Origin of the sequence: Escherichia sp. F1 (assembly GCF_046764225.1) — a bacterium.
Taxonomy (GTDB): domain Bacteria; phylum Pseudomonadota; class Gammaproteobacteria; order Enterobacterales; family Enterobacteriaceae; genus Escherichia; species Escherichia coli.
Genome location: NZ_CP177202.1, coordinates 2202117 through 2216280, shown reverse-complemented (window position 1 = coordinate 2216280; position 14164 = coordinate 2202117). Strand labels below are relative to the sequence as shown.

The following is a 14164-nucleotide window of genomic DNA, read 5'->3' as shown; positions in this document are numbered from 1 at the left end:
TAACGCATGTCGGATGACAAATTTGATGCCATTGTGGTCGGTGCGGGCGTTGCCGGTAGCGTTGCCGCACTGGTCATGGCGCGAGCCGGGCTGGATGTCCTGGTGATAGAACGCGGCGACAGTGCCGGATGTAAAAACATGACCGGCGGGCGTCTTTATGCCCACACACTTGAAGCGATTATTCCAGGCTTTGCAGCATCAGCGCCGGTAGAACGCAAGGTCACACGCGAGAAAATCTCCTTCTTAACCGAAGAAAGCGCCGTTACCCTCGACTTTCACCGCGAGCAACCAGATGTTCCGCAACACGCGTCTTATACCGTATTGCGTAATCGTCTGGACCCGTGGTTGATGGAACAAGCCGAGCAGGCGGGCGCGCAGTTTATCCCGGGCGTTCGCGTCGATGCGCTGGTTCGTGAAGGAAACAAGGTCACTGGCGTCCAGGCCGGGGATGATGTTCTTGAAGCGAATGTGGTGATTCTGGCTGATGGCGTTAACTCGATGCTTGGCCGCTCGCTGGGAATGGTTCCCGCTTCCGATCCGCATCATTACGCTGTTGGTGTTAAAGAGGTTATTGGCCTCACACCAGAACAGATCAACGATCGCTTTAATATTACGGGCGAGGAAGGTGCCGCCTGGCTGTTTGCCGGTTCCCCTTCTGACGGCCTGATGGGCGGGGGATTTCTCTATACCAACAAGGATTCCGTATCGTTGGGGCTGGTTTGTGGATTGGGTGATATCGCCCATGCGCAAAAAAGTGTGCCGCAAATGCTGGAAGATTTTAAACAACACCCCGCCATTCGCCCGCTGATTAGCGGCGGCAAACTGCTTGAATACTCCGCGCATATGGTGCCGGAGGGCGGTCTGGCAATGGTGCCGCAGCTGGTTAACGATGGCGTGATGATCGTTGGTGACGCCGCAGGCTTCTGCCTGAATTTGGGTTTTACGGTCCGCGGCATGGATTTAGCCATTGCATCGGCTCAGGCTGCCGCCACAACAGTGATCGCCGCCAAAGAACGTGCGGATTTCTCCGCCAGCAGTCTTGCGCAATACAAACGTGAGCTGGAACAAAGCTGCGTCATGCGTGATATGCAGCATTTTCGCGAGATCCCGGCGCTGATGGAAAACCCGCGCCTGTTTAGCCAATACCCACGAATGGTAGCCGACATCATGAACGAGATGTTCACCATTGACGGCAAACCAAACCAGCCGGTACGCAAAATGATCATGGGACACGCGAAGAAAATTGGGCTAATCAACTTGCTGAAAGATGGCATTAAGGGAGCAACCGCGCTATGAGCCAGAACGCTACGGTTAACGTCGACATCAAATTAGGCGTCAATAAATTCCATGTTGATGAGGGCCATCCGCATATCATTCTGGCGGCAAATCCCGATATCAATGAATTCCGTAAATTAATGAAAGCCTGCCCTGCCGGACTTTATAAGCAGGATGACGCAGGAAACATTCATTTCGATCCCGCCGGTTGTCTGGAATGCGGCACCTGTCGGGTGCTGTGCGGCAACACTATTCTCGAACAGTGGCAATATCCCGCAGGCACCTTCGGTATTGATTTTCGCTACGGCTAATCATGCATCCCACAGGCCCGCATCTCGGGCCTGATGTTCTGTCTCGAGAGTCCAAAATGAAAGTGACATTAACGTTTAACGAACAACGTCGTGCGGCGTATCGTCAGCAAGGGCTATGGGGCGATGCTTCGCTGGCCGATTACTGGCAGCAGACCGCTCGTGCGATGCCAGACAAAATTGCCGTGGTCGATAATCATGGTGCATCATACACCTATAGCGCGCTCGATCACGCCGCGAGCTGTCTGGCAAACTGGATGTTGACGAAGGGTATTGAATCAGGCGATCGCATCGCATTTCAACTGCCTGGCTGGTGTGAATTTACCGTTATCTATCTTGCCTGCCTGAAAATCGGTGCGGTTTCCGTACCGCTGTTGCCTTCCTGGCGGGAAGCAGAACTGGTATGGGTACTCAATAAGTGTCAGGCAAAAATGTTCTTTGCACCGACGTTGTTTAAACAAACGCGTCCGGTAGATTTAATCCTGCCGCTGCAAAATCAGCTTCCACAACTACAACAAATTGTCGGCGTGGACAAACTGGCTCCCGCCACCTCTTCCCTCTCATTAAGTCAGATTATCGCCGACAATACTCCTCTGACCACGGCGATAACGGTCCACGGCGATGAATTAGCCGCGGTGCTGTTTACCTCCGGAACCGAGGGTCTGCCAAAGGGCGTGATGCTAACGCATAACAATATTCTCGCCAGTGAGCGGGCTTATTGCGCGCGGTTGAATCTGACCTGGCAGGATGTCTTTATGATGCCTGCGCCACTTGGTCATGCAACGGGCTTTCTGCATGGCGTAACGGCACCATTCTTAATTGGCGCTCGCAGCGTGTTGTTAGATATTTTCACTCCTGATGCGTGTCTCGCGTTGCTTGAGCAGCAGCGTTGCACCTGTATGCTCGGCGCAACGCCGTTTGTCTATGATCTTTTGAATTTACTGGAGAAACAACCCGCTGACCTTTCAGCGCTGCGCTTCTTTCTTTGCGGCGGGACCACAATCCCCAAAAAAGTGGCGCGTGAATGCCAGCAGCGAGGCATTAAATTATTAAGTGTTTATGGTTCCACAGAAAGTTCGCCGCACGCAGTGGTGAATCTCGACGATCCTTTGTCGCGCTTTATGCACACCGATGGTTACGCTGCCGCAGGTGTTGAGATTAAAGTGGTCGATGACGCACGCAAGACCTTACCGCCAGGTTGCGAAGGTGAAGAAGCCTCGCGTGGCCCCAATGTGTTTATGGGGTATTTTGATGAACCTGAATTAACCGCCCGTGCGCTGGATGAAGAAGGCTGGTATTACAGCGGCGATCTCTGCCGCATGGATGAAGCTGGCTATATAAAAATAACCGGGCGCAAGAAAGATATTATTGTCCGCGGCGGCGAAAATATTAGCAGCCGTGAAGTAGAAGATATTTTATTGCAGCATCCTAAAATTCACGATGCCTGTGTGGTTGCGATGCCCGATGAACGTTTAGGTGAACGCTCATGCGCTTATGTCGTGCTGAAAGCCCCGCATCATTCATTATCGCTGGAAGACGTGGTGACTTTTTTTAGCCGTAAACGGGTCGCGAAATATAAATATCCTGAACATATCGTGGTAATCGAAAAACTACCTCGCACTGCCTCAGGTAAAATACAAAAGTTTTTGTTAAGGAAAGATATTATGCTGCGATTAACTCAGGATGTCTGTGAAGAGATTGAATAAGTTTCATCTTCTGGGATCACATAAACCCGGCGACAAAACGCCGCCGGGTATTTATTTTATTTCTTCAGTTCAGCCAGGCTTAACCAGGTTTGCACCACGGTGTCCGGGTTCAGAGACAGGCTATCGATCCCCTCTTCCATCAACCATGCAGCAAAGTCTTCGTGGTCGGATGGACCCTGACCGCAAATCCCGACATATTTGCCCTGTTTCTTCGCGGCACGAATCGCCATCGACAGCAGTGCTTTCACCGCATCGTTGCGCTCATCGAACAGTTCAGACACCACGCCGGAGTCACGATCCAGACCGAGCGCCAGCTGCGTCATGTCGTTTGAGCCAATTGAGAAGCCGTCGAAATATTCGAGGAACTGCTCTGCCAGCAAGGCGTTGGACGGAATTTCACACATCATGATGATTTTCAGCCCGTTCTCACCACGTTTCAGCCCCTGACGCGCCAGTTCCTCAACCACCGCTTTCGCCTGATCAACGGTACGCACGAACGGGATCATGATCTCAACGTTAGTCAGCCCCATGTCGTTGCGCACACGTTTCACTGCTTCACACTCCAGCGCGAAGCAGTCGCGGAAGCTGTCGGAAACATAGCGGCCCGCGCCACGGAAGCCGAGCATCGGGTTCTCTTCATCTGGCTCGTAACGCTCACCACCGACCAGATTGGCATATTCGTTCGATTTAAAATCAGAGAGACGGACAATGACGCGCTTCGGATAAAACGCGGCACCCAGCGTCGCGATCCCTTCAGTCAGACGACCAACGTAAAATTCACGCGGAGAATCAAAACCTTTCATCATCTCGCGGATTTCGTTTTGCAACTGCGGTTCCTGATCGTCAAACTCAAGCAGTGCGCGTGGGTGGACGCCAATCATACGGTTGATGATAAATTCCAGACGCGCAAGGCCCACGCCTTCGTTCGGCAGGCAGGCGAAGTCGAAAGCACGGTCCGGGTTACCGACGTTCATCATTACTTTCAGCGGCAGATCCGGCATGGTTTCCACGCTGGAGCTTTTCACGCTAAATTCCAGCAAATCCGCATAGACATAACCGGTATCACCTTCGGCACAAGAAACAGTGACGTTCTCACCGTCTTTCATCCGTTCTGTTGCATCACCACAGCCCACTACCGCCGGAATGCCGAGTTCACGAGCGATGATCGCCGCGTGACAGGTACGCCCCCCACGGTTGGTGACGATGGCAGATGCTTTCTTCATGATCGGTTCCCAGTCCGGGTCGGTCATGTCAGTAACCAGCACGTCGCCAGGTTCGATGCGGTTCATTTCGCTGATGTCATGGATGACTTTCACCGGACCCGCGCCGATGCGATGACCGATAGCACGGCCTTCGGCGATAATCTTACCCTGTGAATGCAGCGTATAACGCTCCATGACCTGACCGCGTGAGCGCACGGTTTCCGGACGCGCCTGCACAATGAACAGTTTGCCGGTGTGGCCATCTTTCGCCCACTCAATATCCATTGGGCGACCGTAGTGTTTCTCAATTTGTACGGCCTGTTTTGCCAGTTCCTGCACTTCTTCGTTGCTCAGCGAGAAGATGTCACGCTGTTCCTGCGGTACGTCCTCGATTTTAACCTGCTTGCCGTGCTCCTGGGTCGGCGCGTAAACCATACGGATTTTTTTCGACCCCATGGTGCGGCGCACGATAGCCGGGCGATTCGCCGCCAGTGTCGGTTTATGCACGTAAAACTCATCCGGGTTAACCGCGCCCTGCACGACCATTTCCCCAAGGCCCCATGCGGAAGTGATAAACACCACCTGGTCAAAGCCGGATTCGGTATCAATGGAGAACATCACGCCAGAAGATGCGAGGTCGGAGCGCACCATCCGCTGAACACCGGCGGAGAGCGCCACGCCACGGTGATCGTAACCCTGGTGCACACGATAAGAGATGGCGCGATCGTTAAACAGAGAAGCAAATACATGTTTCACTGCCACGAGAACGGCGTCAAAACCCTGAACGTTGAGGAAAGTTTCCTGCTGACCGGCAAAAGAAGCGTCCGGCATATCTTCTGCAGTAGCGGAGGAACGCACCGCAAACGAGGCGTTTTCGTCATCGGCGGAAAGCTGTGCATAGGCTTCGCGGATGGCGTTTTCCAGCTCAGGCTGGAAGGGAGTGTCGATAATCCACTGGCGGATTTGCGCGCCCGCTTTCGCAAGCTGGGTAACATCGTCAATATCCGTTTTATCCAGCAGTTCATAAATGCGCTGGTTTACGCCGCTTTGGTCCAGAAACTGGTTAAACGCGTCGGCGGTTGTGGCGAAACCATTCGGAACGGAAACACCCATTCCGGAAAGGTTAGTAATCATTTCACCCAGGGAGGCATTTTTGCCCCCAACCCTGTCTACATCATTCATGCCGAGTTGGTTATACCAAAGCACCAGCGGTGACGAGCCATTGTTGGACATCGAACAATCCTTTTGTGATAAATGAACGGTTTGAGAAACACATTTCTGCGCATTTATCTTTGCATATTTAACCGGATGAAAAAAACGGTGAATCGTTCAAGCAAATATATTTTTTACTTTTTAAGACTGATCCCAGCGTTGCGCAAATCTGCTCTCTTCGACAATTTCCACATAAACCATCGGTATAAACGAAGCCATAAAAATGAAATGCTGTTTTCATAAAAAATAAAATTGAAGGTTCATTTATAAACCAGACATAACGTTCTACGCTTCTGTGCGTTTTTAATTTATGCTTTCATAGAATTATGTCTGCATCACGGGAAGAACAAAATGGATAATGCTGTTGATCGCCACGTTTTTTATATTTCTGATGGTACGGCAATAACTGCGGAGGTATTAGGACACGCAGTAATGTCACAATTTCCCGTCACTATCAGCAGCATTACGCTGCCGTTTGTCGAAAATGAGAGCCGTGCACGGGCAGTGAAGGATCAGATTGACGCAATTTATCACCAGACAGGTGTGCGCCCGCTGGTCTTCTACTCCATCGTGTTGCCGGAGATTCGCGCCATCATCTTGCAAAGTGAGGGCTTTTGCCAGGATATCGTTCAGGCGCTGGTTGCCCCGCTACAACAAGAGATGAAACTGGATCCCACGCCGATTGCTCATCGTACCCATGGCCTTAACCCTAATAATCTCAATAAATATGATGCGCGCATTGCGGCGATTGATTACACCCTCGCCCACGATGACGGCATTTCGTTGCGCAATCTGGATCAGGCTCAGGTGATCCTGCTCGGTGTTTCTCGCTGTGGTAAAACCCCCACCAGTCTGTATCTGGCAATGCAATTTGGTATCCGCGCGGCAAACTACCCCTTTATTGCCGACGATATGGATAATCTGGTGCTACCCGCGTCGCTCAAACCGCTTCAGCATAAATTGTTCGGCCTGACTATCGACCCGGAACGTCTGGCGGCGATTCGCGAGGAACGTCGGGAGAACAGTCGCTATGCCTCGCTTCGTCAGTGCAGGATGGAAGTCGCGGAAGTGGAAGCGTTGTACCGTAAAAATCAGATCCCGTGGATTAACAGTACCAATTATTCGGTAGAAGAGATTGCCACCAAGATCCTCGATATCATGGGCCTTAGCCGCCGAATGTACTAGAGAACTAGTGCATTAACTTGTTTTTTTGTTATCATGCTAACCACCCGGCGAGGTGTGACACACCTCGCACTTGAAATCAGCTGCGATTGGTTTATCGTGATGCGCATCACTTCCCGGTAGTCCTGCCGTAGAAGCAACAAATTTCTGAGACTTGTAATGAACAGAACTGACGAACTCCGTACTGCGCGTATTGAGAGCCTGGTAACGCCCGCCGAACTCGCGCTACGGTATCCCGTAACGCCTGGCGTCGCCACCCATGTCACCGACTCCCGCCGCAGAATTGAAAAAATACTGAATGGTGAAGATAAGCGACTGTTGGTCATTATTGGCCCCTGCTCGATCCACGATCTCACCGCTGCAATGGAGTACGCCACCCGTCTGCAGTCGCTGCGCAACCAGTACCAGTCACGGCTGGAAATCGTAATGCGCACCTATTTTGAAAAACCACGAACTGTTGTCGGCTGGAAAGGGCTAATCTCCGATCCGGATTTAAACGGCAGCTATCGGGTAAATCACGGTCTGGAGCTGGCGCGCAAATTACTTTTACAGGTAAATGAGCTGGGCGTCCCCACCGCGACTGAGTTCCTCGATATGGTGACCGGTCAGTTTATTGCTGATTTAATCAGTTGGGGCGCGATTGGCGCACGTACTACCGAAAGTCAGATCCACCGTGAAATGGCTTCGGCACTCTCCTGTCCGGTAGGTTTTAAAAATGGTACCGATGGCAACACGCGGATTGCTGTGGATGCTATCCGCGCAGCCCGCGCCAGCCATATGTTCCTCTCGCCAGACAAAAATGGTCAGATGACCATCTATCAGACCAGCGGCAACCCGTATGGCCACATTATTATGCGTGGCGGCAAAAAACCGAATTATCATGCCGATGATATCGCCGCAGCCTGCGATACGCTGCACGAGTTTGATTTACCTGAACATCTGGTGGTGGATTTCAGCCACGGTAACTGCCAGAAGCAGCACCGTCGCCAGTTAGAAGTTTGTGAGGATATTTGTCAGCAAATCCGCAATGGCTCTACGGCGATTGCTGGAATTATGGCGGAAAGTTTCCTGCGCGAAGGAACGCAAAAAATCGTCGGCGGTCAGCCGCTCACTTACGGTCAATCGATTACCGACCCGTGTCTGGGCTGGGAAGATACCGAACGCCTGGTCGAAAAACTCGCCTCTGCGGTTGATACCCGCTTCTGAATGCGTGCCCATTCCTGACGGAATGGGCATTTCTGCGCAACTTGTTGTCTTCTCAACAAATTACTGCTTGCTCTGGCCCGCCAGAATATTGATAATAAGAATCATTGTTATATCAATTATTATTAATTTTTATGCGTTATACGGATAGCAGAAAACTCACGCCTGAAACGGATGCCAATCACAAGACCGCTTCCCCGCAGCCCATTCGGCGAATTACCAGCCAGACACTGTTAGGTCCGGATGGCAAACTTATTATCGATCATGACGGGCAAGAATATCTGCTTCGTAAAACTCAGGCTGGCAAGCTGCTGTTGACCAAGTAGCCTTTAACTCGAGCAGCTGACTTCCAGCCGTTTACCCCAGTCAGGTGGACGACTGACGTAGTCATCATCTCTGTCGCTGAAAGGATTTCGCAACGCCTCATGCAGGCGGTGCAATTCCGTCATATCACCCTTTTCTGCCGCTTCAATCGCCCGTTGCGCCAACCAGTTGCGCAACACCAGAGCTGGGTTAACGCTTTGCATCAGCTGCTGACGCTCACTATCGGTAACCTCGTCTTGTTGCAAACGTACCCGATAACGGGCAAACCAGTCATCAAATGCCGCACGATCGATAAACTCATCACGTAGCGGTGACGCCGCGCTGTACTGCTCGGTCAGACTCAGCATGCGGAATGTGCGGGTATAATCGCTGCGCTCTCGCGCCATCAGACTGAATAATTCATTCAGTAGCGCGTTATCCTCTTTTTGCTCCGTCATGAAGCCCAGTTTCTGCCGCATCCGTTGTCCATAATGCGTCAACAAAACCTGCTGATAACTGTCCAGGGCCTCATTCAGGGCATCAACGGCGACAAATGGTGACAATGTCTGCGCCAGACGCTGTAAATTCCACAACGCGACGGCAGGTTGATTATCAAAGCTATAACGCCCTTGGTGATCCGAGTGATTACAAATAAAACCGGGTTCGTAATCATCAAGAAAACCAAACGGCCCGTAATCAAGCGTCAGCCCCAGCAGCGACATGTTGTCGGTATTCATCACCCCATGAGCAAAGCCGACCGTCTGCCATTGGGCAATTAACGATGCGGTACGTGCGACAACATCGTTAAACCAGAGACGGTATTTGTCCTCCTCATCATCAAGATGTGACCAGTAATGACGAATGGCAAAGTCAGCTAACTGACGAACCTTTTCCGGCTCGCGGCGATAGTAAAAATGTTCGAAATGACCAAAGCGCAGATGACTTGGTGCCACACGCATCAGCATCGCGCCTGGCTCCACCGTTTCCCGATACACTGGCGAATCGCTGGTGACGATACTTAACGCGCGGGTCGTCGGAATGCCCAGATAATGCATCGCCTCACTGGCGAGACTTTCTCGTATCGTCGAACGTAAAACCGCCCGTCCATCACCCATTCGCGAATAAGGCGTCAGGCCAGCACCTTTCAGATGCCAGTCCATTGTAGTGCCATCAGCAAGCCGTTGTTCGCCGAGTAAAATGCCGCGCCCATCACCCAGTTGGCCCGCCCAGACGCCGAACTGATGACCACTGTACACCTGCGCCAGTGGTGACATACCAGGCAGTAGGGTTTCGCCACCCCAGACACCTGCGCCATTTTTAAACAGTGACGATGAAATACCCAACGTGTTAGCCAGTTCGGCATTATGCCAAATCAGCCGGGCATTATTTAAAGGCGTAGGGGAAAGTGTTGTATAGGTTGCTGGCAATTCATCGCGCCAACGGGTAATAAAAGACAGGGTCATAGATCCTCCTGTTTGATAGTGTAGACGGTTACTCTCGTCTTAAACACCAGCAAACAGGAGGGTTATCGCTGAACCAACGTCGTTATCTGATTTACAGGAACGGCAGGCCACAGACATCCCTGGAGAGCATGGAAATCAAAGGGGGTAATCTGTGCCATTATTTCTGGCGTATCAATGCCCCCCGCGATGATGCAATTGCAACATGGGGAAATTTGCGCCTGGATCGCACGAATAAACGGTTCGAAGGAGCGATGCGTAATTTGTTGCTGAATAAAACTTTTATCCAGCATGACGCGGGTGAAAAGACCATCAAAAACCGCTTTCATTGTGCTATTGCCTGCGCCCAAATTACCTAACACAAGGGGATACATTTGCGATAAGGACAAAAGATCGCGATTATCTTTTCCTTCATCGAGATGCGGGTAATTCTCATTAATCAACAGTTCAATAAACGGATATTTTAATAGTTCGCCTGCGTAATTATCCCTGTCTAATAATAATGTAGCCACTTGTGGGGTTAAATTAAGCCAGGCAAAGAGTTTATGTTGAATAAAAAAGTGTTGGCATGATTTTAGTAATTCCAACTGCTCTGAAAATAATTGCCAATGTTGCTCCTCGGTAAGTTGCGCTATAACCCGACTCGTCGGGATACGAACCGTACCATCTTCACTGGAGAAATGGGTAATTAACTCAACGCCGACAAGGTCTTGCTGGTTATCTCTTATCGGCAGGAAATAGCAATCAGAATGATAAAGATTCTCCAAAAAAATCTTCATGGTAACCGTCCCTCTCGAAGGATGTTTTTCAGTATCCGGCTAAAAGGGATGAGGCCATAAGACATAACAATTACAGAAGGAGTAACTTTCATTTGTTCCATGTTAACCACTTTTTCAGGGGTCCTTTTTTTAGATTATCCTGATTATAAACGAATAATCCATTTACGGAATTTTTGTCTGCAAAATACTACCGTATTCTGGAGTAAATTGACGGCGATGTATCATCGCCGTCAATTTTTCGACATACTAGATTCGTCTCGCCTGCCAGAAATTTTTCTGCCAATAGACATTATCAAGTGAGGAACGCATCACTCCCTTGCTGGTAGAGGCGTGGATAAATTGGTTGTTGGTATCGTAAATACCTACATGCAAACCATTTTGTCCGGAGCCCGTTTTGAAAAAGACCAGGTCACCTGGCAGCAACTCGTCTTTATCAATTTGCGTGCCGATAGAGGCTTGTTCTTTAGTTTCTCGGGGCAGCTGCAAATCGAAACGATCGCGCATCGTCACAACCACAAACCCCGAACAGTCCACACCGCGCCGCGTCATGCCACCATAACGATACGGCGTGCCATGCCAGCTCTGTAGCTGGTCGTTCAAACCGGCAATAACGGTAATCGAATCAGAAAGTCTGGCATTTGGCGGCGGTGCTTTATGGTGGCTACACCCGGCCAGAAACAGTGCTGTGATCAAAATAAGGCAGAAACGCATTCCGTACGGTTCCTCTGTTTTTTATTCTTGCATTAATTTAGCGTCGTAATTACCCGATTTTCAAGATACTAATGAAATCAGATGGTCGAAATCAGCATTCGGTGACCTTCGATATCCAGACGGCGAAAATTCATCCCATAGGCCTGCGCCAGATTTGGCGGCGTGAGCACCTCTTCTCTGCGTCCACTGGCCAGCATTTTTCCACCTTTTAGCAACCACGCCCGATGCGCATGACGCAATGTATGGTTGAGATCGTGACTGCTCATCACAATCGCCAGTCCTTGCTGACACAGCGCGCTCAGAATTTTGTCTAATGCACTTTGTTGCACAACATCAAGACTGTTCATCGGCTCATCAAGAAGCAGCAATTGGCCTGCGGGATTGGCTTGTGGTGTGATTTGCAGCACCACCGCAGCAAGACGTACGCGTTGCCATTCGCCACCGGAAAGTTGATTGGTGCTACGTCCGAGTTTGTCATCAAGAGCCAGCGCCCCTGCGACATCATTCAGTAGTTCGGTACGCGTTTTATCGTGCTGATGCAGTGTCAGGTAGTGCCAGACCGGCATTGCAAACGGTGGCGTCTGTTGTTGTGAAAGATAGGCGCGATGCAGCGCGAGTTTTGTTGCGGACCATGCTTCCAGTGGTTGCCCCGCGAACTGAATGCTTCCCTTACCGCTGGTCATTCCGGCCATTCGCGCCAGTAAGGTACTCTTACCCGCGCCATTCGGCCCCACCAGGTGCAAGATCTCCCCAGCCCGAACCTCGCCAGAAAGCGGCCCCAGGCGGGTTGATTCCGCAACATCCTGTAACTGCATCACAATAGACATTATTTTGCCAACGCCAGTTTAATGCTTTCCATCACAATGGGATCTTCCGGCGTCATATCCGGGGAAAAACGCTGGATGACCAATCCGTCCCTGCCAACTAAAAATTTCTCAAAATTCCATAAAATATCATCAGGGTACAGCGGTGCACGACCTTTGCTGACCATACGGGCATAGAATCCGCTCTCTTCCGGCGCGACTGCGGTCGGCGCTGCGGCAATCAATTTTTGATACAGCGGATGGCGTCCTTCGCCATTAACTTCAATCTTACTGAACATCGGGAACGTCACCCCCCATGTAGTGGTGCAGTAAGTTTTAATCTCTTCATCGCTGCCCGGTTCTTGCTCCAGAAACTGGTTGCACGGGAATCCCAGCACCACAAAACCACGATCGGCCCAGGCTTTCTGAATATTCTCCAACTGCTCATATTGCGGCGTTAAGCCACACTTTGAGGCGACATTGACAATCAACAGCACATTACCGGCGTACTTCTCCAGCGTGGTCACTTCACCGTCGATATCTTTCACTACGGTCGTCAGAATGGAATCTTGCATCGTTTCTCCTGGGTGTGGTCAGTAAAAATCTTAGCTTTTAATCATAGACCGTCTTTTTGCGGCTAACGTCCTGCTTTTAACAATAACCAGATAAACACCGGCGCACCCAACGTTGCGGTGACCACGCCAATAGGCAGCTCTGCGGCAGCTAATGCCAGGCGCGCTACAACATCGGCCAGCAGCAATGCGCTCGCCCCTGCCAGCGCGCAGCCGGGAAGTAATACGCGATGATCGGTCAAACCACATAACCGGAGAATATGTGGGATCACCAGACCAATAAAGCCGATAGCACCCGCCAGCGCCACACTGACGCCAACCATCCAGCCGGTCGCTGCGACCAACACATTGCGCCAGAACCACAGGGGTAAACCCAGTTGCCGCGCCGAGATCTCGCCAAGTGCTAACATATTCATCGGTCTGGACTGACAACAGATCCACAACAACACGGGGATCAATGCCAGCATCAGCCAGCTTTGCCGCCAGTCTACGCCGCCAAAACCGCCCATCATCCAGTACATCAGCTGACGTAAATCAACAGAGGTGGAAAAGTAGATAGCCCACGTCATTAGTGCGCTACAGATAATCCCTAATGCAACGCCAGCCAGCAATAACCGACTGGTCGAAAGATGACGACGGGCGAAACGTAAGAGTATTAAAGTGATGATAAGCGCGCCAGCAATCGCACACAGCCCTAGTGCCCAGTTTGGGAGTTGCCCTTGCCCAAGCAACACCGCGGCGATAAGCCCTACGCCTGCGCCGTTAGAGACGCCAAGTAGTCCAGGTTCTGCCAGAGGATTTTCAAACAACGCCTGCATTACTGCGCCGGATATAGCCAGCGCCGCACCAACCAGCAATACAGCCAGCGTACGTGGCAGGCGAATTTGCCAGACGAACAGTTCGCCACGAGGAGTAAACCAGTCACCGGGCGAAATCCATTGTTCACCGGCGCAAAGGCTTAAGAGAAGCGCCAGCAGCATCAAAACTGACAGGCATAATAACCAGCGAATATTTTGTCGCTGTTGTTGGCGGGCAAGTGTCAGCATGGTATCCGTTCTGCTGAAGTATCATTGCGTTGATTTTACGGTGACTCTTCGACAGTGAAAAGAAAAAAGGCCGCAAAGCGGCCTTTTTAGTTAGATCAGATTACTCGTCTTTGGGCGAAGCGTTTTCGACCCGGCTTTTTAACTTCTGCCCGGGTCTGAAGGTCACCACGCGCCGTGCTGTAATGGGAATATCCTCGCCCGTTTTCGGGTTACGTCCCGGGCGTTGATTCTTATCACGCAGATCGAAGTTACCAAAACCAGAGAGTTTCACCTGTTCGCCGTTTTCCAGAGCGCGACGGATCTCTTCGAAAAACAGTTCAACCAGTTCTTTGGCATCCCGCTTGCTAAGCCCAAGCTTATCAAACAGATATTCTGACATTTCAGCTTTTGTAAGCGCCATAG

General features: G+C 51.0%; 14 protein-coding genes. 6 read left to right on the top strand and 8 right to left on the bottom strand.

The window, feature by feature from the left end:
• The first annotated feature begins 6 nt into the window (after positions 1 to 6).
• The 3 genes from ACK8NJ_RS10730 to fadK are packed head-to-tail and all read left to right on the top strand — an operon-like array spanning position 7 to position 3289.
• The gene (locus ACK8NJ_RS10730) at positions 7 to 1296 is read left to right on the top strand and encodes an FAD-dependent oxidoreductase (protein WP_411962436.1); all 1290 of its coding nucleotides are present in this window, start codon (positions 7 to 9) and stop codon (positions 1294 to 1296) included.
• Entirely contained in the window at positions 1293 to 1586 is a 294-nt protein-coding gene (locus ACK8NJ_RS10725) for a ferredoxin family protein (RefSeq protein ID WP_024230417.1), read from the top strand. Before ACK8NJ_RS10730 ends, ACK8NJ_RS10725 begins: the two co-directional genes overlap by 4 nt.
• A 56-nt stretch (positions 1587 to 1642) precedes the next feature.
• Complete coding sequence (gene fadK, locus ACK8NJ_RS10720) at positions 1643 to 3289, top strand: medium-chain fatty-acid--CoA ligase (protein ID WP_411962435.1); 1647 nt, start codon at positions 1643 to 1645, stop codon at positions 3287 to 3289.
• A 56-nt stretch (positions 3290 to 3345) separates the two neighbouring features.
• Here the strand turns inward: fadK and ppsA are convergent, their stop codons facing one another.
• Positions 3346 to 5724 carry a phosphoenolpyruvate synthase gene (ppsA, locus tag ACK8NJ_RS10715; protein WP_411962433.1) on the bottom strand — a complete coding sequence of 793 codons (2379 nt, stop codon included), beginning with the start codon at positions 5722 to 5724 and terminating at the stop codon, positions 3346 to 3348.
• A gap of 330 nt (positions 5725 to 6054) precedes the next feature.
• On the opposite strand from ppsA, the gene ppsR reads away from it, so the two are divergent.
• The 3 genes from ppsR to hemP all read left to right on the top strand — a co-directional run bounded on the left by ppsR (position 6055) and on the right by hemP (position 8414).
• The gene (ppsR, locus tag ACK8NJ_RS10710; protein ID WP_000368046.1) at positions 6055 to 6888 is read left to right on the top strand and encodes a posphoenolpyruvate synthetase regulatory kinase/phosphorylase PpsR; all 834 of its coding nucleotides are present in this window, start codon (positions 6055 to 6057) and stop codon (positions 6886 to 6888) included.
• Positions 6889 to 7044: 156 nt separating this feature from the next.
• Positions 7045 to 8091: a 3-deoxy-7-phosphoheptulonate synthase AroH gene (gene aroH, locus ACK8NJ_RS10705; RefSeq protein ID WP_001082226.1), complete on the top strand. Its 1047-nt coding sequence runs from the start codon at positions 7045 to 7047 to the stop codon at positions 8089 to 8091.
• Between the two features lie 131 nt (positions 8092 to 8222).
• Complete coding sequence (gene hemP, locus ACK8NJ_RS10700) at positions 8223 to 8414, top strand: hemin uptake protein HemP (protein WP_001270810.1); 192 nt, start codon at positions 8223 to 8225, stop codon at positions 8412 to 8414.
• A 3-nt stretch (positions 8415 to 8417) separates the two neighbouring features.
• On the opposite strand, the gene selO is transcribed toward hemP, so the two are convergent.
• The 7 genes from selO to ihfA form a co-directional block, all read right to left on the bottom strand.
• The gene (gene selO, locus ACK8NJ_RS10695) at positions 8418 to 9854 is read right to left on the bottom strand and encodes a protein adenylyltransferase SelO (RefSeq protein WP_411962431.1); all 1437 of its coding nucleotides are present in this window, start codon (positions 9852 to 9854) and stop codon (positions 8418 to 8420) included.
• A gap of 62 nt (positions 9855 to 9916) precedes the next feature.
• Positions 9917 to 10630 (bottom strand): anti-FlhDC factor, encoded by a 714-nt coding sequence (gene ydiV, locus ACK8NJ_RS10690; RefSeq protein WP_001563444.1) that lies wholly within the window; start codon positions 10628 to 10630, stop codon positions 9917 to 9919.
• A gap of 246 nt (positions 10631 to 10876) precedes the next feature.
• On the bottom strand, positions 10877 to 11341 hold the full coding sequence (locus tag ACK8NJ_RS10685) for an NlpC/P60 family protein (protein ID WP_001209780.1): 465 nt from the start codon (positions 11339 to 11341) through the stop codon (positions 10877 to 10879).
• Positions 11342 to 11418: 77 nt separating this feature from the next.
• Complete coding sequence (gene btuD, locus ACK8NJ_RS10680; protein WP_124798461.1) at positions 11419 to 12168, bottom strand: vitamin B12 ABC transporter ATP-binding protein BtuD; 750 nt, start codon at positions 12166 to 12168, stop codon at positions 11419 to 11421.
• On the bottom strand, positions 12168 to 12719 hold the full coding sequence (gene btuE, locus ACK8NJ_RS10675; protein ID WP_001154187.1) for a bifunctional thioredoxin/glutathione peroxidase: 552 nt from the start codon (positions 12717 to 12719) through the stop codon (positions 12168 to 12170). The genes btuD and btuE overlap by 1 nt, the downstream gene beginning before the upstream one ends.
• A 62-nt stretch (positions 12720 to 12781) precedes the next feature.
• Positions 12782 to 13762, bottom strand: coding sequence for a vitamin B12 ABC transporter permease BtuC (gene btuC, locus ACK8NJ_RS10670; protein WP_000956530.1), 981 nt, complete (start codon positions 13760 to 13762; stop codon positions 12782 to 12784).
• Positions 13763 to 13862: 100 nt separating this feature from the next.
• Positions 13863 to 14162: an integration host factor subunit alpha gene (gene ihfA / locus ACK8NJ_RS10665; protein WP_001229265.1), complete on the bottom strand. Its 300-nt coding sequence runs from the start codon at positions 14160 to 14162 to the stop codon at positions 13863 to 13865.
• Positions 14163 to 14164: the final 2 nt, after the last annotated feature.